Here is a 20,525-nt window from a genome sequence, read left to right as displayed (position 1 = left end):
AAGGGAGCACGCCAATGGTCTGGTCTACACATACGGTTTTTAATCAGCCCAAACCGCTGGGCAACAGTAATCTGTTCCTTTCCGATACTCCGTTGCGTGAAGCGGTACAGCGTGAACACGCCGGTTGGGATGCCGACGTATTAGCCTCTCTGGGGCAACAGCTTGGCACCCAGGAGTCGCTGGAACTGGGGAGGTTGGCCAATGCCAACCCGCCAGAGCTGTTGCGCTATGACGCCAGTGGTCAACGGTTGGACGATCTGCGTTTCCACCCTGCCTGGCACATTCTGATGCAGGGGCTGGTGGCCAACCGCGTGCATAATCTGCCGTGGGAGGAGCAGGCGCGCATTGGATCGGTGGTGGCACGCGCTGCTCGTTTCATACTGCATGCGCAGGTGGAGGCTGGCACGCTGTGTCCGATAACCATGACCTACGGCGCCATTCCGCTGCTGCAACGCAGCCTGCCAACGGCGTTTCGGGACTGGCTGCCGCCGCTGCTTTCCGACCGTTACGACGCACATCTGCTGCCTGGTGGGCAAAAACGCGGGTTGCTGATTGGTATGGGCATGACCGAAAAGCAGGGCGGTTCGGACGTTTTGAGCAATACCACCAGCGCGACGCCGCTGGCTGGACGCGGCGACGGTGAAACGTATCGGCTGGTAGGACATAAGTGGTTTTTTTCGGTGCCGCAAAGCGATGCGCATCTGGTTTTGGCGCAGACCGAAGGCGGGCTGTCATGCTTCTTCCTGCCACGTATCCTGCCGGATGGCAGCCGTAACGCGGTGCGTCTGGAGCGGCTGAAAGACAAGCTGGGCAACCGCGCCAACGCCAGCAGTGAGGTAGAGTTCCAGGATGCTACCGCCTGGCTGCTGGGAGATGAAGGCGATGGCGTACGGCAAATTTTAAAGATGGGCAGCCAGACGCGCTTTGACTGCGCGCTCGGCAGCCATGGTTTGATGCGCCGTGCGCTGTCGGTGGCACTCTATCATGCCCACCAGCGCCAGGCGTTCGGCAAGACGTTGATCCAGCAGCCGCTGATGCGTCAGGTACTGGCGGGCATGGCGCTGCGGCTGGAGGGGCAAACGGCAGCGCTGATGCGCCTGGCTCGCGCCTACGGTAGCCAGCAGGAGCCGCTGTCGCAGGGGCTGTGCCGCATCATGACCTCGGCGGCCAAGTTTGACGTTTGCCGGCAAGGCATACCGTTTGTTGCCGAAGCGATGGAAGTGCTTGGCGGTATCGGCTATTGCGAGGACAGCGAGTTACCGCGTCTGTATCGCGAGATGCCGGTCAATAGCATCTGGGAAGGTTCGGGTAATATCATGTGCCTGGACGTGCTGCGCGCCTGGGCAAAAAGTCCTTTGGTGCAGGAGGCGGTGCACCAGGAGTTGGCAGAGGTAAAAGGACAGAATCGTCATTACGATCGTCAATGGCGACAGCTGTTGCAGCAGACCGGAAAATTGCAGGAAACGCAGGCTCGTACCTTGACTGGCCGGTTGTTCACTCTGTTTGCCGCTGCGCAGTTGTTGCGTTATGCACCGCCGCCGATAGCCGAAGCCTGGTGCCAGTCGATGCTTGACGAGCGCGGGCAGCGGGCATTATCCGGCACATTGTGCGAGTCGCTGCTTGACAGGGCGGTAGGCGGCTAGGCATAAGTAGGCTTCAGATCCTCGTACCACCACAATCAACGGGTAAAAATATGGAAATAATCAACTTATTAGCGGCATTCGCCTCGTACTTTTTCAGCGGGGTTGCCATGGTGCTGGTGTTCCTGTTTATTTATACCCGCATCACCGCGCATGATGAATGGGCGCTGATCAAACAGGATAATCAGGCGGCGGCATTGGGTTTTATCGGTGCCTGTCTGGGCTACGTTATTCCGCTGGCCAGTGCGGCGATCAACTCGATTAGTCTGTTGGACTATCTGTTATGGGGTTGCGTGGCGCTGGTGGTGCAATTGCTGATCTTTACCGCGGTTAAGCTGTATATGCCGCGCATCAGCGAGAAAATCGAGGCCAACCATACCGCAGCCGGTATTTTCCTGGGGGGCGTCTCGGTCAGCGGCGGGGTATTGAACGCCGCCTGCATGACCTATTAACCCGCAGCCTCTCTACGCCTAGCGATAAATAATTGCCTGCGAATACCACTGCCCCGGCACCACGGTTTCGCTATTCATGATGATCATGTAATAGCGTGCTCCGGCGGCGGTGGCCTTGCGCTGAATCTCGTCTTCCACATTCATCGGGCTGCCATAAACCAGCGCGCTGATGGTCGCAATCTTCTCCAGCCCGGCAGTTTGCGCACGGGTAATTTCCTGCGCTTGCCCGGCAATCGGCGGCGGCGGTGGCTTCGGCGTGGTGGTGAGGATGCCGCAGCCGGACAACAGCCCAAGCAACAGCAGCATGGCGGTACAGCGTGCTATATCCATCGTGACCTCAGAATGCGCAGCGGAAAATCGTCAGAGTAATGCTTAAGTATATAGTGGAACATAATGAGCTAATGCGTATGACGTTTTTTTGCCATCATAGAGCGGTGTGCGATCCGACTGCGCGGTGCGGACAGCATTATGTAGACTATGGGGCATTGGGCGGGAAGGGGTAAAGCATGATTGAACTGTATGACGAACGCGTGGGCGGTATTGCGCTGATCCATGCGGTGCCGGCCGGGCAATACCAACAGCCATTACCGACGGTGTTTTTCTACCACGGTTATACATCGTCGAAAGAGGTCTATGCCTATTTTGGTTATGCGTTGGCCAAGGCCGGCTTTCGCGTGATACTGCCGGATGCCGAACTGCACGGCGAACGTTATCACGGTGATGCCGCGCAACGGTTGGCGCACTTTTGGGAAATTCTGCAGCGCAACATTGAGGAACTGCCGACGCTGAAGGCGCATTTCGTCGAGCGTGGCTTGATCGACGGCACGCGGATTGGCGTGGCGGGCGCGTCGATGGGGGGCATGACCACCCTGGGCGCGCTGACGCGTTATCCCTGGATTGCCGCCGCGGCCAGCCTGATGGGGGCCGGCTATTTCACCTCGCTGTCGCAAACCCTGTTTCCGCCGTTGGATGAACACGGGCAGATTTTGTCGCCGATGCGACATGCCGAACGGATAGCGCCACTGGCGGATTACGGCGTTGAACATCAATTGGAAACGCTGGCCGGCCGGCCGTTGTTGCTATGGCACGGCGAAGCGGACGATCTGGTACCGGCATCACAAAGCCTGCGTTTGGCGCAGGCGCTGCGCGAACGCGGTTGGGACCAGCGCTTGACCCTGGATACCGAACCTGGCGTAGCGCATCGCATCACGCCAGCGGCGCTGGCTGCTACCGTCGCATTCTTTGCGCGTAACCTGTAAAAAAGCCCCCTGCGAACAGGGGGCGTGAGAGCGTGTTACTGTCGTTAAGCTGCCGCTTTTCAGTGCGGCTTGGTTCCCTGGTACTGCACTTTTCTGTTAGCGATACAGTTCGGCGCTGACGTGAATCGACGCGGTGCTGCCCGGTTCATGTAGGGCGATAATGCGATAGGCGCTGGCGCCGCGCTGTTCGGCGATATCATTTACCTGGGAAGAAGCATCATCCGGTGATACCACATTATGGCTTAGCGTAACGAAACCGATGCTCTGGCGCTGATCTGCCTGGTGTGCGGTGATTTCAGTGGCGGCCATGGCGTTGGCGGAAAGCAGCAAGGCCACGACGGTGGCGAGGGTAATGCGTTTCATAAGTGCCTCTCTTGACTTGCCCGGAACGCCAGACGGCGGCGGACGGATGGCAAGAAGTTATTTGTCTCTGTTGAACGACTGCAAATTCTTTTCGTCGCTTGATTGGCGGCGGATATGGTTAATTCTAGTGGCTTCTGCCAGATAGAAAAGCGCAGGCTTTTGATGGCAACTTTCAAAAAAAATGAACGATATAGCGTCGGCGATGATGATTTTGTTGAAGGATTTTCAAAACTAGTGGATCCGCATCCATATATTCAGCTGATAGCAAATCGTGCGCTTTTGCCAACGAGCGCCAATAACTGCGAATAAATCCCACGCGGTCCTTGAGTTTCCCCCCCTGCGCCAGTATGATTACGCGTCATTTTTCAGCCGTACAAAAATCACGTTCCTTGCTTCCATGGGCCACGGCTGACCCTGACAGGAGGCTGAATAATCCGTAAGGAGCAATTCGATGCGTCATTACGAAATCGTTTTTATGGTCCATCCTGACCAAAGCGAACAGGTTCCGGGCATGATCGAGCGTTACAGTGCTACCATCACTAACGCGCAAGGTCAGATTCACCGTCTGGAAGACTGGGGCCGCCGTCAACTGGCTTACCCGATCAACAAACTGCACAAGGCTCACTACGTTCTGCTGAACGTTGAAGCCCCGCAGGAAGCGATCGATGAGCTGGAAACTAACTTCCGCTTCAACGACGCCGTTATCCGCAGCATGGTTATGCGCGTTAAGCACGCGGTAACCGAAGCATCTCCGATGGTTAAAGCGAAAGACGAACGTCGTGGCGATCGCCGCGAAGACTTCGCTAACGAAACCGCAGATGATGCAGATGCTGGGGATTCTGAAGAGTAATTGCCGCCGTGACGGCTAATCGTCTGGTGTTGTCTGGCACAGTGTGCAAGCCGCCGGTTCGAAAAGTGAGTCCTTCCGGGATCCCCCATTGCCAGTTTGTGCTTGAGCACAGATCAACGCAGGTGGAAGCCGGATTCAGCAGACAGGCATGGTGCCGTATGCCCGTGGTTGTCAGCGGACAACAGTCACAAGCACTAACTCAAAGATTAACGGTCGGCAGTCAGATTACCGTGCAAGGCTTCGTAAGTTGCCATCAAGGGCGCAACGGGCTGAACAAACTGGTACTGCATGCCGAGCAGATTGAATTGATAGATTCTGGAGACTAGCCAAATGGCACGTTATTTCCGTCGTCGCAAGTTCTGCCGTTTCACCGCGGAAGGCGTTCAAGAGATTGACTATAAAGACATCGCTACGCTGAAAAACTACATCACTGAAAGTGGTAAAATTGTCCCGAGCCGTATCACCGGTACTCGTGCAAAATATCAGCGCCAGCTCGCCCGTGCTATCAAGCGCGCGCGCTACCTGTCTTTGTTGCCGTACACTGATCGTCATCAGTAATCGGCCACTGTCCATTAACGACTTTGAGAGGATAAGGTAATGCAAGTTATTCTGCTTGATAAAGTAGCAAACCTGGGCAGCCTGGGTGATCAAGTTAACGTTAAAGCGGGCTACGCTCGTAACTTCCTGGTACCACAGGGCAAAGCTGTTCCTGCTACCAAGAAAAACGTTGAGTTCTTCGAAGCACGTCGTGCTGAACTGGAAGCCAAACTGGCTGACGTTCTGGCCGCTGCTGAAGCGCGCGCAACCAAGATCAACGAACTGGCTTCAGTAACCATCGCGTCTAAAGCAGGCGACGAAGGTAAACTGTTCGGCTCTATCGGCACCCGCGACATCGCTGACGCAGTTACTGCGGCTGGCGTTGAAGTTGCCAAGAGCGAAGTTCGCCTGCCGAACGGCGTTCTGCGTACCACTGGTGAGCACGAAGTGCACTTCCAGGTACACAGCGACGTGTTCGCACAGCTGAATGTAGTTGTGGTTGCAGAAGCTTAATTAAAGCCTCTGTCAATCCGGTTAAAACGCCAGCCTCGTGCTGGCGTTTTGCTTTTCTGTGGCGGCGAAAACGCGCTACCCTGCTTCTGATGCATCAGCATGGAGGGATGGCATGAATATCGTGTTACAGCGAGTGTATGATTTTAACGGCCCGGTGCCACAACACTGCTTTCTTATCGACCGGCTCTGGCCGCGCGGCATTAGCCGGCAGCGTCTTGCCGGCGTGGAATGGCTGAAGGAGGTAGCGCCGGACAACGCATTGCGCCAGTGGTTTCACCAGCACAGCGACCAATGGCCAGAGTTTGTCACGCGCTACCGTCGGCAACTGGCCGAAAACAGCGCCTGGCAGCCGCTGGCGGCGTTATTGCGCCAGGGCGCGACCCTGACCCTGCTGTATGGCAGCAAGGACACGCAGCACAACCAGGGGGTGGTACTGCGTGATTTCCTGTATCAACAGCTCGGGGACTAGCGCTGGCGGCGATAGCTACCGTCGGCCTGACGACGGAACAGGGCCTGGCTGTTATCCGCTGCGGTGACCGACAGCGCGGTTATCACGCCGTTGGCGTCGCGTTCGATGCGCACTTCCTGGCCGGCTTGCAGGTTACTTAACGGTTTGTCGTTGCCTTCGACCTGCGCCATGGCGAACACTTCATTTACCGGCAGGTTATTGTCGCGGAACAGCTGCGCCAATGTTTGCCCCGGCTGGATCTGATAACGCTGCCAGTTGCCCGGCGGCGTTACCGGGGTTTCTTGCGACAGAGCGGCGTCGTTGCTGCCTTCACCTTGCAGATCGGCCTGCATGGGTGACGTGTCATGCTGTTGATTGCTCACCGGATAGGGATGGCCGCTGTTCTGTGGTGAGTATGGCCACAGCAGGGCCAGCAACAGTATGACGCCGAAGATAATCACCCAGCGGCGGTGAAAGTAAGGCAGGGGTTCCAGCCAGCGGAAACCGTCCGGCAAATGCCAGATTTTCAGCAACAGCGCTTTGATTCCATGTCCTTTACCGTTTTCAGGTAGTTGCTCCGAATCCGGATCCTCGGGCGTCCGTGGGGCTGTGCCAGGCTTCAGGCGTTGGCTGAAGTTCAGCCAGGTGCGAAGCAACGGCTGGTAGACGCGGGTGGTTTTCCTTCTCCTGGGCGCGATTCTGCCCATGGTGACCTCTCTTCAGACTGCGTAAAAATGCCACGGTACCGATGGCGTACCGCCGAACCGACGACACCTTCAGTATAGACCGCTAACTGCTTGATGTGACAGGCAGCGGCGATCGGCAGCGGCGCGTGTGGCAACGGGCGTTAACAGATCGCCATTGTTTCTTTTTCCACGACAAAAGTCATCATTATCAACACAAGATTTTACCCGGCTTTCTGGCACTGTTATGCTGCGCCTTCGACTTTTTACAGACTAAAGGAAAACCCATGACAACCCCTTCATTTGACAGCGTTGAAGCGCAAGCAAGCTACGGGATTGGTTTACAGGTCGGCCAGCAATTGCAGGAATCCGGTCTGGAAGGTTTACAACCGGAAGCGTTGCTGGCGGGTTTGCGTGACGCGATGGAAGGGAATGCGCCAGCGGTTCCCGTTGATGTTGTTCATCGTGCGCTGCGTGAAATCCACGAACGCGCGGATGCGGTGCGCCGCGAGCGTCAGCAGGCGATGGCGGTAGAAGGACAGCAGTTCCTGGAAGAAAACGCCAAGCGTGACGGCGTGTCGCTGACCGAATCAGGCCTGCAGTTCTCGGTACTGGAGCAGGGCAATGGCCCAATCCCATCTCGTCAGGACCGCGTACGTGTGCATTATACCGGTCGTCTGATCAACGGCGAAGTGTTCGACAGCTCGGTAGAGCGCGGCCAACCGGCAGAATTCCCGGTCAGCGGCGTTATCCCGGGCTGGATCGAAGCGTTGACCCTGATGCCGGTCGGCTCCAAATGGCAACTGTACATTCCGCATCACCTGGCCTACGGTGAACGCGGTGCCGGCGCCTCGATCCCGCCATTCAGCGCATTGGTGTTCGAGGTTGAACTGCTGGAAATCCTGTAAGACACACGGTTTCTCCCTCCAGGGCGCCCCAGTGGCGCCCTGTTTTTATTCGCCGCCGAGCGCCCGGGGAAACAGCAGGTTGTTTTCCAGGTGGATGTGCTCCATCAGATCGGTAATAAATTGATCGATGCCCCGATACAGCGCTTGCCAGGTAGTGCAGGCGTTTGCAGGCGGCGTCAGGTTATTGGTCAGAAACTTCAATACTTCCAACTGCTCGCCGGCTTCGACGTGCTCGTGCTCCATCACCGCAATCGGTCCCATCGCCTGCCGACCCATGCCGTTGACGATCATCGGGAACAGGATCTGTTCCTCTTTCATCATGTGATTATCCAGATCCTGGCGGATCAGCGTTAGCTGCTTGGCCAGACCGCGCGGGCAGGTCGGTTTATCGCCGTGCACCCGTTCGACCTTTTCCGCCATCAACACCAGCTCCGGCAACTGTTCCCGGTGACGCTGATGAAAACGCGGCAGAATATAATCGATAATCTCTGCCAGCGGGGTCTGGCGCCAGTCCCGCGCGTCCGATTCGCCGGTGGCCAGCGCCGCCAGTTGTGATTGTAGCTGCTGCAGATCCAGCGATTTGCGTTGCGCGGCGTGCTCCAGCGTACGGTTGCCGCCGCAGCAGAAATCCAAATCATGATCGCGAAACAGCTTGCTGGCACCAGGAATGGCAATGGCCAACGCACCGAGAGTTTGATTGTGGTAATCCATGATGGTGTCCTTTGAAATGAATAAATCTTATAACATGCATTTTAAATGCAATTTAAAGGGTGCGCCATGGCTAAATGGAGGTAGTGGTTCAGGGCGCGCCGATCCGCGCCCTGGCGGTTTGATTACTTGGTTGTTAAATCAATCTGATAAAGCGCAAAGCCAACGCCGTCACTGCCAACCTGTCGCATCGGGTACTGGGCGTTTTGTTTGATAAACGCGGCGGCCCTGTCGCTCGGCGAGGTTTCAAAGCGTATATCCAGCGGTTGAGGGCTGCTGAACGACGCCAGTCGCCAGTTGTGATCGGCTTGTGGCCGAACCGCACCGTGCTTTTGGCTTTCGGCGCTGATATAGGCTGCCAGCACCGAGCGATTCTCATCTGGCGAGGCAAAGGCGATATGCCGGTCACCGGTGCCGGCAAACTTGCCGCCGTACGCACGGTAATTGTTGGTCGCCACCAGGAACATGGCGTTTGGATCGATTGGCTTGCCGTTAAACGTCAGTTGTTTGATGCGTTCGGCCTGCGGATTGATCGATTGGCATTCGCCGTCGTAACGCGCCGGTTGGCTGACATCGATCTGATAGTCAACGCCGTCGATCACGTCGAAGTTGTAGCTGCGGAAACCGTCCCAGTTGATTAACGACTGCGGTTGGCGGCTGTTGACGTCAATGCGGTTAAACTGTCCGGCAGAACATTCCAGCCACTCCTTCACCTCTTTTCCACTGGCCTTGACCACCACCAGCGTATTCGGATACAGGTACAAATCGGCAGCGTTGCGGAAGGTCAGCCGCCCCTGTTCCACTTCAACGAAACTGGCAGGATCGTTCTTGCGTCCGCCGACCTTGAACGGCGCCGCTGCGGAAAGCACCGGTAAATCTGCCAGGTCGGGATCGCCTTGAATGTAATGCTCGACATAGGCCTTCTGCGCGTTATTGACGATCTGAACCGTCGGATCGTCTTGTACCAATGCCAGATAGCTGTACATGTTGCCGTCGGCGTTGCCGATCGGCTGACTGACGAACTCGCGGGTGCCTTGGTGATCCTGTGCCAGTACTTTCAACAACGTGTTGTCTTGCGCCGCCAGCGATTTTTTTGCCTGGTTGTCGTAAATCGGCCGGGCCTGCGCGCTGGCCTGCGTCACTTTCCATGCGCCGCCATCGTTATTCAACTGTAAATCGACCACCCCGAGGTGATCGCCCCATTGGCCGGGCATTACCGCCGGTACGCCGTTCAGCAGGCCTTTTTCAATGTCGGCGCCATTGATGGCGGCAAAGTCCTCGCTAGGAAACACCGCGTGGGCATGGCCGAACATGATAGCGTCGATGCCTTTCACCTGGCTGAGATAATAAACCGAGTTTTCCGCCATGGCTTTGTACGGTTCGCTGGACAGACCGGAGTGCGGAATGGCGATCACCAGATCGGCGCCTTGCCGGCGCATTTCCGGTACGTAGCGTCTGGCGGTTTCGGTGATGTCGTTAACCGTTACCTTGCCTTGCAGATTGGCCTTGTCCCACACCAGGATCTGCGGCGGCACAAACCCGATGTAGCCGATGCGCAGGGTGTGGTTTTGGCCGTCGCGATCGGTTACTGGCGTATCAACGATGATGTACGGAGTGAACAGCGGCTTTTGGGTCGTTGCATCAATGACGTTGGCATTGACGTAAGGAAACCTGGCGCCGGCGATGGCGGATTTCAGATAGTCCAGGCCGTAGTTGAATTCGTGATTGCCGATATTGCCTACCGCGTAGTCCAGCGTATTCATCGCTTTATATACCGGATGAATGTCGCCGGCTTTCAACCCCTTGGCCGCCATGTAATCCCCCAGCGGGCTGCCTTGAATAATGTCGCCGTTGTCGACCAGCACGCTGTTGGTGGCCTGCTGGCGCGCCTGTTGGATCAGGCTGGCGGTGCGAACCAGGCCGAATTTCTCCGTGGGCTTATCCTTGTAGTAATCAAAGTCCATCATATTGCTGTGCAGGTCGCTGGTTTCCAGCACGCGCAAATCGACCGTAGCCGCTTGCGCCGAGGCGCAGACCAATAGGGCGAGAGTGGACAACGACAGTGGTCGCGTGATCATGATGACGGTTCTCCATGCCATTTTTAGTTTGTTATCGCAGAGGTTGTTGCAATTACATTGGATGTTCTCATTAAACTGTGAAGTTTGGCAGAAAATCAGCGCCGGTAACGCGGGGAAGTTCACAGTTGAGCGGAACAAGATATGAGGAATTACCGTGGGTTAAGCGGCGGAGATGGATATTCCACGCAAAAAAAACTAGTCTGCTAGCTAAGACAGGGGAAAATTTCCCACGGAAGTATAAACAGAGGTGAATGATGTTAGAGCAAATTTGCCAGCTATCCCGCGATGCGGGCGCGGCGATCATGGCGGTATACAACGGGGAGCAACCGCTTGATGTCGTGCAGAAAAAAGACGACTCACCGGTGACGGCGGCCGATTTGGCTGCGCATCACATCATCAAGAGCGGCCTTGCGGCGCTGACGCCGGACATTCCACTGTTGTCAGAAGAAGACCCACCCGCTTGGGAACAGCGGCAAACCTGGACGCGTTACTGGCTGGTTGATCCGCTTGACGGTACCAAGGAGTTTTTGCAGCGCAACGGCGAGTTCACCGTCAATATCGCGCTGATCGAAGACGGCCAGGCGGTAATGGGTGTGGTATACGCGCCGGCGCTGGAGGTGCTGTATCTGGCCGAGCGTGGCAAAGCGTGGAAGGAAGAGAACGGCCAACGGCAGGCCATTCGCGTCAAGGAAGGAACGCCGCCACTGGTGGTGGTCAGCCGTTCGCATAGCGACAATGAGCTGAAGGATTATTTAAATCAGCTCGGCGTGCACCAGACGGTTGCGGTCGGGTCCTCACTGAAGTTCTGTCTGGTCGCCGAGGGGAAGGCGCAGTTATACCCGCGTTTCGGGCCGACCAATATCTGGGACACCGCGGCCGGGCATGCGGTAGCGGTGGCCGCCGGGGCGCAGATTCATGACTGGCAGGGCAAGCCATTGCTTTATACCCCGCGTGAATCATTCCTCAACCCCGGCTTCCGGGTTTCGCTGTTCTGATCAGTCAGCCAACAACTGGTGCAGCTTGTTCATCACTTGCTGCACTTCTTCTGCCGTCAGCTTGCCGTCTTTGGCAAATTGAATCTTGCCCTGCTTATCCAGCACGATAATCGCCGAACCGCCCGGTTGCAGATCCCAGGCTTTACGTACGTTGCCGTTGCTGTCGACGATGAACTGCGACCACGGGAATTCTTGCTTGCTGTCTTCAATGCTGCTGCGCACGAACATTGCGGTGCCAACCAAGGCGTCATCGGTATTGACGATTGTCGTCGTTTGGTAACGATCGCGTGGTAGCTTGGCCTGCTTGATGGCTTCAATCAGCGGATCGTTCATTTCCTTGGCGGAGCTGCGGCCGGCAATATGCTGGATCACTCGCACTTTTCCACTGAGCTGACCGCTATTCCAGTTTTTGTAGCTAAAATCATCATTGGCGTAGTTTAACTCTCCCCGATCGCTGACGCCGACCGGCGCAACGCGCTGCTGGATTTGAAAGTTATGCGCGCAGGCCAGTAAGGGAGCAAACAGCAGGGATACAATTAGCATGTTACTTTTTTTCATGCTTTCTCCTTGTAGGGGGAACGATGAAGACAGTCTCCAGATCCTAAAGCATAGGTGCTGATCGGAGGTCTGTCCTGTTGGCGTGCTCTCAGTTTTCCCTTTCGACGCTTAATGCCTGTATTTTGAAGGGATATTCTGAAAAGGTTATAAATTATCATATACAATTCTGTCAAAAAGTGTAAATCCAGTGAGGATGACCAAGCGAAAGTGAACAAAATAGTCTTAACTAGGTCTACACCCATGCAATCATGTTGCGCTCTCTGGATAGAGGCTGCCACTTTAGCGGCTCGCGGAGCGCATGGTCCAACGGGAGGAGAGTAAAAGAATGAGAATCTTCCAGCGTTATAACCCATTGAAAGTTGCAAAATACGTGAAAACCCTGTTCCGTGGAAGGCTGTATATCAAGGATGTCGGCGCATTTGAATTCGATAAGGGTAAAATTCTGGTGCCGAAGGTTCGCGACAAACGCCATCTCAGCGTGATGTCCGAAGTTAACCGACAGGTGTTGTTGCTGCAATCTGAAATGGGTTGATACGCCAGGCGTTGCAGTAAAAAGAGATGTAATTGCGGCCCTCAACGGGGCCGCTGATGTTTCAGCCCGACTCAGGCCGTCAGGTTTTCGTCCGGGGCCTTCGGCAGTACCGCCGCCGGTTTGTCACTCAACTTGGTGACCAGCAACTGGTCAATCTTGTAACTGTCGATATCCACCACTTCAAACTTGTAGCCAGCGTACTTGACGAAGTCGGTGCGTTTCGGGATCTTGCGCAGCATATACATCATAAAGCCGCCGATGGTTTCGTAGTTGCCAGCCTGTGGGAACTCGTCGATATCCAGCACGCGCATCACGTCGTCGATCGGCGTACCGCCTTCAATCAACCATGAACTCTCGTCACGCGCCACGATTTGCTCTTCCTGCCCCTGGCCGACCAGATCGCCCATCAGCGTGGTCATGACGTCGTTAAGCGTGATGATGCCTACCACCAGCGCGTATTCGTTGAGGATCACCGCGAAGTCTTCGCCGGCGGCCTTGAAACTTTCCAGCGCTTCGGACAGCGTCAGCGTGTCTGGCACGATCAGTGCCGAACGGATCTGTACGCCGCTACTCAATACCAGGCTTTGATTACCCAGTACGCGGTTCAGCAGGTCTTTCGAATCCACATAGCCCACCACCTGATCGATGTGACCATCGCAAACCAGGAATTTGGAATGCGGATGCGTCGACACTTTCGCGATGATGCTTTCTTCGCTTTCGCGCAAATCGAAGTAGACCACGCTTTCACGCGAGGTCATTGACGACGGCACGGTACGCGATTCCAGCTCGAAGACGTTTTCTATCAGCTCGTGTTCCTGCTTGCGCAGTACGCCGGCCAGTGCACCGGCCTCAACCACGGCATAGATGTCGTCGGAGGTGATGTCGTCCTTGCGCACCATGGGCAGTTTGAACAGGCGGAAGATCAGGTTTGCCATACCGTTGAAGAACCATACCAGCGGTCGGAAAATGGCGATGGAGAAACGCATCGGGTTGATGATCCGGACGGCAACCGTCTCTGGTGCAATCATACCGATGCGCTTCGGGGTGAGGTCCGCGAAAAGAATAAACAGGCTGGTGACCAGCACGAACGAGCAGATGAAGCTGGCCTGCTCAGACATTTCTGGTGGCAGGAAACGATCGAACAACACCTGGAAGGACGGTGAAAACGCCGCATCGCCGACGATACCGCCGAGGATGGCGACCGCGTTCAGGCCAATTTGCACTACGGTAAAGAACAGCCCCGGCGTTTCTTGCAGTTTGAGTACCTTGGCGGCATTGAGGTTACCTTCGTCGGCCATCAACTTGAGTTTGATCTTGCGCGACGCAGCCAGAGAAATTTCCGACAGTGAGAAAAATGCGCTCACGGCGATCAGAAAAAGAATCAGTAAAATACTGTTTAACATAATCTATCCATACGTGCCGACGGGATGACGGCGCTCTTGAGGAAGGGTAATACATTGTCAAAAGAATTGTTGCGCGCGGCATTGTGTGCCTATTCAACCGCATTGGCTATCTGTTATGCCTCGCGAAAAAACAGGCCGCAAGCGCGGCCTGGATAGTATAGCAGTAGCCCGACGAAGGCCGCCAGCGGTTAAAAATTAACGCCTTAGCCCTGCGGCGGCAGGCAGACGCCGATGCCGCCCAGCCCGCAGTAACCGCCTGGGTTCTTTTCCAGATACTGCTGATGATCGTCCTCTGCATAGTAAAACGGCAGCGCTGGCGCAATTTCCGTGGTAATGGTGCGCGAGTCGCCGCTGGCGTCCATCGCCTGCTGAAAGCGCACCATGCTGCTTTCCGCCTGCGCCTGCTGCTCTGGCGACAGGGTGTAGATCGCCGAACGATATTGGGTGCCGATATCGCCGCCCTGACGCATCCCCTGTGCTGGATCGTGGTTTTCCCAGAATACCTGCAATAATTGGCTGTAGCTGACCACGGCGGGGTCGAATACTACCCGTACCACTTCGGCATGACCGGTCTGGCCGCTGCACACTTCGCGATAGGTTGGATTGGGGGTATACCCGCCGCTGTAGCCGGCGGCGGTGCTATAAACACCTGGCTGTTGCCAGAACAGGCGCTCGACGCCCCAGAAGCAGCCCATGGCGAAAATGGCCACTTCCATGCCTTCCGGCACCTGGGTCATCGAATGCTGGGTAACAATATTAAGCGGGGCCACCGGCATCGGTGTGGTGCGGCCAGGCAGCGCATCGGCTTTATTGAGGATATTGGATTGATCGGTATAAGGCACCACGGTTGACTCCTATTGTCACAGTAAGAATTTACCCAACACGGGCTGCGTGAGTTGTAACTCGCCGCTTCTTTGCTCACAATAAGCCCCATGTTGCGATTACGTATAAGCTTAACGCAGTATTTTGAGCGCAAAAAGCCAATAATGCGTCGGCGTCAGAACGGCGACATTGACAGGAAAGTAAAATAATTAAGGAGAACGCGTGCCACGATATCGTGCCCTTTGCGTTTTATGCGCGCTGTTTGTCGCACCAGCGGCGTTATCGGCCAATATCCGGTTGCAGGTGGAAGGTCTTAGTGGGGAACTGGAAAAAAACGTTCGCGTTCGTTTGTCATCGATCACTCCGGAAGAGGTGAGCGACGGCGGGCGTTTCCGCGCTCGCGTGGCGGATGCCATCAAGCAGGGGCTGCGTGCGCTCGGCTATTATGAACCGACCATTGATTTCACCCTCGACAACAACCCCAAACTTTCGCGCCCGGTGTTGCATGCCAGGGTGAGCCCGGGCGAACCGGTGCGCATCGCCGGTGCCAACATCACGCTGCAGGGCGGTGCCAGGGAAGACGAAGACTACCTGGCGCTGGTCAAAAAAGGCCGGCCGACCATCGGTGAAATTCTTAACCATGGCAAATATGACGGCTTCAAAGGGTCACTTACCGGTCTGGCTTTGCGCAAGGGCTATTTCGACGCAGAACTGACCAAAAGCCAGCTCGGCGTCTCCGAAGAGCTGCATAAAGCGTTTTGGGACATTGATTTTAACAGCGGCGAACGCTATCGCTTTGGCAAAGTGAGCTTTCAGGGCGCGCAAATCCGTGAAGACTATCTGCAAAATCTGGTGCCCTTTCATCAGGGGGACTATTACAGCTCGCAGGATCTGGCTGAGCTGAACCGCCGTTTGTCGGCGACCAACTGGTTTAATTCGGTGGTGGTTTCCCCTGATTTCGACGACGCCAAAGAGAACAAGGTTTTGCCGCTGGATGCGCTGGTCACGCCGCGCAAACGCAATATCATCGAAGCCGGCGTCGGTTATTCCACCGACGTCGGGCCACGTATTAAAGGCACCTGGAAGAAGCCTTGGCTCAACGATCGCGGCCACAGCCTGGAAACCAGCCTGTATCTGTCCGGCCCGGAGCAGCAGTTGGATCTGTCGTATAAAATCCCGTTGCTGAAAAACCCGCTGGAACAGTACTACCTGTTACAGGGGGGTTATAAGCATGAAGACTGGAACGACACCAAATCCGACAGTACCAAGGTAGTGGTATCGCGCAACTGGGATCTGTCCAGCGGCTGGCAGCATGCCATCAACCTGACCGGGCGGCTCGACCACTTTACCCAGGGTAACGTCACCAACACCACCGCGCTGCTTTATCCAGGCGTCAGCGTCAGTCGCACCCGCTCGCGCGGCGGGCTGATGCCGACCTGGGGCGATTCACAGCGCTATTCGATCGACGTTTCCGACACCACCTGGGGCTCCGGCGTCGATTTTGCGCTGATGCAGGCGCAAAACGTATGGATCCGCACGCTGGCGGACAAGCATCGCTTTGTACTGCGCGGCCAGGTCGGCTGGATCGAAACCAACGACTTTGACAAGGTTCCTCCCGATCTGCGCTTCTTCGCCGGTGGTGACCGCAGCATTCGTGGCTACAAATACAAGAATATCTCCCCGCGTGACGAGGACGGCAAACTGTCCGGTGCGTCAAAAATGCTGACCGGCTCGGTGGAATACCAATACAACGTTACCGGCAAGTGGTGGGGCGCGGTGTTCGTCGACTCCGGCGAAGCGGTGAACGACATTAAACAGAGCAACTTCAAAACCGGCGCTGGCGTCGGCGTACGTTGGCAATCGCCGGTTGGCCCGGTGAAACTGGATATTGCCGCTCCGGTCGGGGATAAGGAAACCCACGGGATGCAATTTTATATCGGTTTGGGGCCCGAACTATGAGCCTGGTAAAAAAGATCTGTCTTGGCTTTCTGATTGTGCTGCTGTTGCTGGTGGGGGGCGTGGCGTTCCTGCTGGGCACCACCAGCGGTTTGCATATGACTCTTAACGCGGCGGCGCGCTGGGTGCCAGGACTGGACATTGCCAGCGTCACCGGCGGCTGGCGCGATCTGACGCTGAAGGGCGTCAAGTATCAGATGCCCGGGGTGACGGTCAATGCCGGTCAATTCCACCTTTCGCTCGACCTGTCCTGTTTCAAGCGTAGCTCGCTGTGCGTTAATGCGCTGACCGCCGACGACGTTGACGTGGTGGTGAAGACCAGCGAAATGACGCCGTCGGAGCCGGTCGCCGACAGCGACGAGCCGACGGCCAATCTCAGTACGCCGTACCCGATTATCCTGCGCAAACTGGCGCTGAACAATGTCAAGGTCAGCGTTGACGACACTGCCATTTCGCTGGGCGAATTCAGCACCGGAGCGCAATGGCAGCAACGTGCATTGACCCTGATGCCGACCAGGATCGGTGCATTGTTGATCGCGCTGCCAAAAACCCCGCAAAACCCGTTGCCGGAGGCGGTGCAACCGGCGGTTGAGGTGGCCAAACAGGTCGGCGAGCGCACGCTTGAGTCGCCGAAACCTGCACCACAGCCAGAGGAAACCCCATTGGGGGAAACGCTGAAGGCGCTGTTTGCTAAGCCGTTGTTGCCGGATTTGCCGGAGGTTCGCCTGCCGCTGGATATCACGGTGAAGGAGATCCGTGGCGAGCAACTGCGCCTGACCGGCGATACCGACGTACTGATCACCAGCCTGCTGTTACAGGCCAGCACCCTGGATCAGCATCTGCAACTGGATAAGTTCGAGGTCAAATCTCCGCAGGGCACGCTGTTTGCGCACGGGCAGGCGACGTTGAAAGACCAGTGGCCGGTGGAAATGGTCGCCAACGGCACGCTGAACGTGGAGCCGCTGAAGGGCGAAAAAGTGAAGCTGAACGTCGGTGGCGCGTTGCGTGAGGCGTTAAGCGTGGCGATGAATCTGTCCGGACCGGTGGGGGCGCAGTTGGATCTGCAAACTCAACTGGCACAGGCCGGTTTACCGCTGGTGCTGACGCTGGAAGGCAAACGGCTGAGATGGCCGCTTAGCGGTGAGGCGCAGTACCAGGTTGACGGTTTACGACTGCGCTTCAACGGCAAAGCCACCGATTATGCACTGTCGACGCGTGCCAATATCAAAGGCCAGGATCTGCCACCGGCAGTACTGACACTGGACGGTAAAGGCAACGTCGAGCAGTTCAAACTACAACGTCTGCGGCTGGCGGCGTTGCAGGGCAATGCCGATCTGACCGCGCTGGTGGACTGGAGCAAGGCCATCAGCTGGACGTCGCAGCTGCAACTGAGCGGCATCAATACCGCCAAGCAGTGGCCGGAGTGGCCGGCGAAGCTCGACGGCAAAATCACCACCCGCGGCAGCCTGTACGGCGGCAGTTGGCAATTGGAGGTGCCGACGCTGCAACTGGACGGCAACGTCAAGCAAAACAAGGTATCGGCGCGTGGTTCACTCAGCGGCAACGCCGCCGGGCAATGGAAAATCCCCGCAGTCGATCTGGCGCTGGGGCGTAACCGTCTGCATGTGAAAGGGCAACTGGATGAGAAAAACTGGAATCTGGATGCCGACATTGACGCACCGCAGTTGGACGGCGCGCTGCCGGGGCTCGGTGGCACCGCAAAAGGCCAGCTGAAACTGCGCGGCAATCTGCAGGCGCCGCAACTGTTGGCGGATTTGACCGCCTCCGGCCTGCAATGGCAGGCACTGCATATCCGGCGAGTAAAGGTGGACGGCGACGTGCGTTCCACCGATCAGATCCAGGGGCAGTTGGCGGTGCGGGTGGAACAGCTCAAGCAGGATGCGCTGGAGGTCAACCTCTTGACGCTGGACGCCAAGGGCAGCGAGAAGCAGCACGCGCTACAGCTGAAGATCGACGGCAAGCCGGTATCCGGCCAGCTGGCGCTGACCGGCAGCTTTGACCGACAGCAGCAACGCTGGCGCGGCAGCATGAACAACACCCGCTTTGATACGCCGGTGGGCGAGTGGCGCCTGACGCGGGCCATGACGCTCGACTACCTCAATACCCAGCAAAAAATCAGCGTCGGGCCACACTGCTGGCAAAATCCGGATGCCGAACTATGCGTGCCGAAAACCATCGAAGCCGGCGCCAGTGGCCAGGCCAGCGTGGTGCTCAACCGTTTCGATCTGAAGATGATTAAACCGTTCCTTGGACCGGACACTGCGCTGAGCGGCGTGTTCACCGGCCGGGCCGACGTCAGTTGGACGCCGGGTGGCGCGCTGCCGCAGGCCAAGGTGGCCCTGGTGGGCAACGGGGTGAAAGTGGTGCAGCAGGTACAGGGTAACCCGCTGCCGATCGCCTTTGATACGCTCAACCTTAACGCAGGCATCAACAATGGCCGGGCGCAGGCCGACTGGCGCATCAAGCTGAACAATAACGGCCAGTTTGACGGCAATGTGCAGGTCACCGACCCGCAGACGCGGCGCAATCTCAGTGGCAACGTCAATATCACCAATATCTCCCTGGCACTGATTAATCCGGCGCTGATGCAGGGCGAGAAAGCCGCTGGTATGTTGAACGCCAATCTGCGGCTGGGTGGCAACGCGCAAAAACCGCTGGTGTTTGGCCGGTTGGCGCTGGACAAGGTGGATATTGACGGTAGCTGGATGCCGTTCGACATGACCGACGGCCGCCTGGCGATCAACTTTAACGGCATGAATTCGACGCTAGACGGCTTGATCACCACCACCCAGGGTCAGTTGAACATGACCGGCGACGCCGACTGGAGCGATATCAACGCCTGGCGCGCGCGCATTGCCGCCAAGGGCAACAAGCTGCGGGTGACGGTACCGCCGATGGTACGTCTCGACGTTTCTCCCGATCTGGTGTTTGAAGCGACGCCGCAATTGTTCTCGCTCAACGGCAACGTCGATATTCCTTGGGCGCGCATTACGGTGCAGGAACTGCCGGAGAGCGCAGTGGGCGTTTCGTCCGACGAAGTGATGCTGGATCGACAACTGAAGCCGATTCAGCCGAAAACCGCGTCGATACCGATTAACAGCAACCTGATGATTCACGTCGGCGACGACGTGCGGCTGGACGCCTTTGGCCTGAAAGCCCGCCTGAAGGGCGATCTGAAAGTGGCGCAGGACAAGCGCGGCCTGGGGCTGAACGGCCAGATTGACATCCCGTCGGGTCGCTTCCATGCTTACGGTCAGGATCTGATCATCCGCAAGGGGCAGTTGATGTTCTCCGGTCCGCCGGATCAGCCGCTGCTGAATATGGAGGCGATTCGTAATCCGGAGGCCACCGAAGACGGCGTTACCGCCGGCGTACGTGTCACCGGGCTGGCGGATGCGCCCAAACTGGAAGTGTTCTCGGATCCGGCCAAATCGCAACAGGAAGCGCTGTCTTATCTGTTGCGCGGTCAGGGATTGAGCAGTTCCGGCGCTGACGGCAACGCCATGACCTCAATGTTAGTTGGTCTGGGGGTTGCACAAAGTGGTCAACTTGTGGGTAAAATCGGCGAGGCGTTTGGCGTAAGTAATTTGGCCCTTGATACGGCGGGAGTGGGTGATAGCTCCCAGGTTGTCGTGAGCGGTTATGTCCTCCCTGGCTTACAAGTAAAATATGGGGTGGGTATTTTCGACTCGCTGGCCACGCTGACGTTGCGTTACCGCCTGATGCCTAAGTTGTATCTGGAAGCGGTGTCCGGTCTCGACCAGGCACTAGATTTGCTCTATCAGTTTGAGTTTTAGCG

22 protein-coding genes are annotated in these 20,525 nt (G+C 56.8%); 14 read left to right on the top strand and 8 right to left on the bottom strand.

All coding sequences use genetic code 11. The features are described 5' to 3' along the window. Positions 1-14 precede the first annotated feature (14 nt). Together NYE85_RS02455 and NYE85_RS02450 are read left to right on the top strand one after the other, a co-directional pair. Positions 15-1,643 carry an isovaleryl-CoA dehydrogenase gene (locus NYE85_RS02455; RefSeq protein WP_259002716.1) on the top strand — a complete coding sequence of 543 codons (1,629 nt, stop codon included), beginning with the start codon at positions 15-17 and terminating at the stop codon, positions 1,641-1,643. A 50-nt stretch (positions 1,644-1,693) separates the two neighbouring features. Continuing rightward, the gene (locus NYE85_RS02450; protein WP_004955973.1) at positions 1,694-2,092 is read left to right on the top strand and encodes a DUF350 domain-containing protein; all 399 of its coding nucleotides are present in this window, start codon (positions 1,694-1,696) and stop codon (positions 2,090-2,092) included. A gap of 18 nt (positions 2,093-2,110) precedes the next feature. On the opposite strand, the gene bsmA is transcribed toward NYE85_RS02450, so the two are convergent. Next, positions 2,111-2,422 carry a biofilm peroxide resistance protein BsmA gene (gene bsmA / locus NYE85_RS02445; protein WP_259002714.1) on the bottom strand — a complete coding sequence of 104 codons (312 nt, stop codon included), beginning with the start codon at positions 2,420-2,422 and terminating at the stop codon, positions 2,111-2,113. A gap of 176 nt (positions 2,423-2,598) precedes the next feature. On the opposite strand from bsmA, the gene yjfP reads away from it, so the two are divergent. Continuing rightward, positions 2,599-3,351: an esterase gene (gene yjfP, locus NYE85_RS02440; protein ID WP_259002712.1), complete on the top strand. Its 753-nt coding sequence runs from the start codon at positions 2,599-2,601 to the stop codon at positions 3,349-3,351. Between the two features lie 96 nt (positions 3,352-3,447). On the opposite strand, the gene NYE85_RS02435 is transcribed toward yjfP, so the two are convergent. Further along, on the bottom strand, positions 3,448-3,714 hold the full coding sequence (locus NYE85_RS02435; protein WP_259002711.1) for a DUF1471 domain-containing protein: 267 nt from the start codon (positions 3,712-3,714) through the stop codon (positions 3,448-3,450). Between the two features lie 114 nt (positions 3,715-3,828). Here NYE85_RS02435 and NYE85_RS02430 point away from each other — a divergent pair, with 114 nt between their 5' ends. The 6 genes from NYE85_RS02430 (at position 3,829) to NYE85_RS02405 (ending at position 6,083) form a co-directional block, all read left to right on the top strand. After that, positions 3,829-4,023 carry a hypothetical protein gene (locus tag NYE85_RS02430; RefSeq protein WP_259002710.1) on the top strand — a complete coding sequence of 65 codons (195 nt, stop codon included), beginning with the start codon at positions 3,829-3,831 and terminating at the stop codon, positions 4,021-4,023. A 142-nt stretch (positions 4,024-4,165) separates the two neighbouring features. Continuing rightward, the gene (rpsF, locus tag NYE85_RS02425; RefSeq protein ID WP_004933634.1) at positions 4,166-4,564 is read left to right on the top strand and encodes a 30S ribosomal protein S6; all 399 of its coding nucleotides are present in this window, start codon (positions 4,166-4,168) and stop codon (positions 4,562-4,564) included. An 8-nt stretch (positions 4,565-4,572) separates the two neighbouring features. Continuing rightward, on the top strand, positions 4,573-4,890 hold the full coding sequence (priB, locus tag NYE85_RS02420; RefSeq protein ID WP_259002708.1) for a primosomal replication protein N: 318 nt from the start codon (positions 4,573-4,575) through the stop codon (positions 4,888-4,890). Between the two features lie 4 nt (positions 4,891-4,894). After that, the gene (rpsR, locus tag NYE85_RS02415) at positions 4,895-5,122 is read left to right on the top strand and encodes a 30S ribosomal protein S18 (RefSeq protein WP_000135199.1); all 228 of its coding nucleotides are present in this window, start codon (positions 4,895-4,897) and stop codon (positions 5,120-5,122) included. A 39-nt stretch (positions 5,123-5,161) separates the two neighbouring features. Then, positions 5,162-5,614: a 50S ribosomal protein L9 gene (rplI, locus tag NYE85_RS02410; protein ID WP_004955963.1), complete on the top strand. Its 453-nt coding sequence runs from the start codon at positions 5,162-5,164 to the stop codon at positions 5,612-5,614. 112 nt (positions 5,615-5,726) lie between these two features. After that, positions 5,727-6,083: a DUF488 domain-containing protein gene (locus NYE85_RS02405; RefSeq protein WP_259002706.1), complete on the top strand. Its 357-nt coding sequence runs from the start codon at positions 5,727-5,729 to the stop codon at positions 6,081-6,083. Here the strand turns inward: NYE85_RS02405 and NYE85_RS02400 are convergent. Continuing rightward, a complete protein-coding gene (locus NYE85_RS02400; RefSeq protein WP_259002705.1) occupies positions 6,080-6,769 on the bottom strand; it encodes an OapA family protein in 690 nt (229 codons plus the stop codon). The genes NYE85_RS02405 and NYE85_RS02400 overlap by 4 nt on opposite strands. Positions 6,770-7,032: 263 nt before the next feature. Between NYE85_RS02400 and fklB the strand changes: the two genes are divergently transcribed. Continuing rightward, complete coding sequence (gene fklB, locus NYE85_RS02395) at positions 7,033-7,653, top strand: FKBP-type peptidyl-prolyl cis-trans isomerase (protein WP_259002704.1); 621 nt, start codon at positions 7,033-7,035, stop codon at positions 7,651-7,653. Between the two features lie 45 nt (positions 7,654-7,698). Here the strand turns inward: fklB and ytfE are convergent, their stop codons facing one another. Further along, positions 7,699-8,364 (bottom strand): iron-sulfur cluster repair protein YtfE, encoded by a 666-nt coding sequence (gene ytfE, locus NYE85_RS02390; protein ID WP_259002703.1) that lies wholly within the window; start codon positions 8,362-8,364, stop codon positions 7,699-7,701. Positions 8,365-8,486: 122 nt separating this feature from the next. Further along, positions 8,487-10,439 carry a bifunctional 2',3'-cyclic-nucleotide 2'-phosphodiesterase/3'-nucleotidase gene (locus tag NYE85_RS02385; protein ID WP_259002702.1) on the bottom strand — a complete coding sequence of 651 codons (1,953 nt, stop codon included), beginning with the start codon at positions 10,437-10,439 and terminating at the stop codon, positions 8,487-8,489. A gap of 254 nt (positions 10,440-10,693) precedes the next feature. On the opposite strand from NYE85_RS02385, the gene cysQ reads away from it, so the two are divergent. Continuing rightward, positions 10,694-11,434, top strand: a complete 741-nt coding sequence (gene cysQ / locus NYE85_RS02380; protein WP_259002799.1) for a 3'(2'),5'-bisphosphate nucleotidase CysQ — start codon at positions 10,694-10,696, stop codon at positions 11,432-11,434. Here cysQ and NYE85_RS02375 read toward each other — a convergent pair whose 3' ends face one another. Beyond that, the gene (locus NYE85_RS02375; protein ID WP_259002701.1) at positions 11,435-11,992 is read right to left on the bottom strand and encodes a YtfJ family protein; all 558 of its coding nucleotides are present in this window, start codon (positions 11,990-11,992) and stop codon (positions 11,435-11,437) included. A 325-nt stretch (positions 11,993-12,317) separates the two neighbouring features. Between NYE85_RS02375 and NYE85_RS02370 the strand changes: the two genes are divergently transcribed. Further along, complete coding sequence (locus NYE85_RS02370; protein ID WP_039991278.1) at positions 12,318-12,524, top strand: DUF1107 domain-containing protein; 207 nt, start codon at positions 12,318-12,320, stop codon at positions 12,522-12,524. Between the two features lie 71 nt (positions 12,525-12,595). Here the strand turns inward: NYE85_RS02370 and NYE85_RS02365 are convergent, their stop codons facing one another. Together NYE85_RS02365 and msrA are read right to left on the bottom strand one after the other, a co-directional pair. After that, positions 12,596-13,927, bottom strand: coding sequence for a hemolysin family protein (locus tag NYE85_RS02365; RefSeq protein WP_259002700.1), 1,332 nt, complete (start codon positions 13,925-13,927; stop codon positions 12,596-12,598). Between the two features lie 203 nt (positions 13,928-14,130). Beyond that, positions 14,131-14,769, bottom strand: coding sequence for a peptide-methionine (S)-S-oxide reductase MsrA (msrA, locus tag NYE85_RS02360; RefSeq protein WP_259002699.1), 639 nt, complete (start codon positions 14,767-14,769; stop codon positions 14,131-14,133). 202 nt (positions 14,770-14,971) lie between these two features. Between msrA and NYE85_RS02355 the strand changes: the two genes are divergently transcribed. Together NYE85_RS02355 and NYE85_RS02350 are read left to right on the top strand one after the other, a co-directional pair. Then, positions 14,972-16,708, top strand: a complete 1,737-nt coding sequence (locus NYE85_RS02355; protein ID WP_259002698.1) for an autotransporter assembly complex family protein — start codon at positions 14,972-14,974, stop codon at positions 16,706-16,708. Next, on the top strand, positions 16,705-20,523 hold the full coding sequence (locus NYE85_RS02350) for a translocation/assembly module TamB domain-containing protein (protein WP_259002697.1): 3,819 nt from the start codon (positions 16,705-16,707) through the stop codon (positions 20,521-20,523). The genes NYE85_RS02355 and NYE85_RS02350 overlap by 4 nt, the downstream gene beginning before the upstream one ends. Positions 20,524-20,525 lie beyond the last annotated feature (2 nt).

It is taken from the genome of Serratia sp. AKBS12, from assembly GCF_024793895.1.
Classification (GTDB): Bacteria; Pseudomonadota; Gammaproteobacteria; order Enterobacterales; family Enterobacteriaceae; genus Serratia_F.
This window is presented reverse-complemented; position numbering and strand designations above follow the sequence as displayed.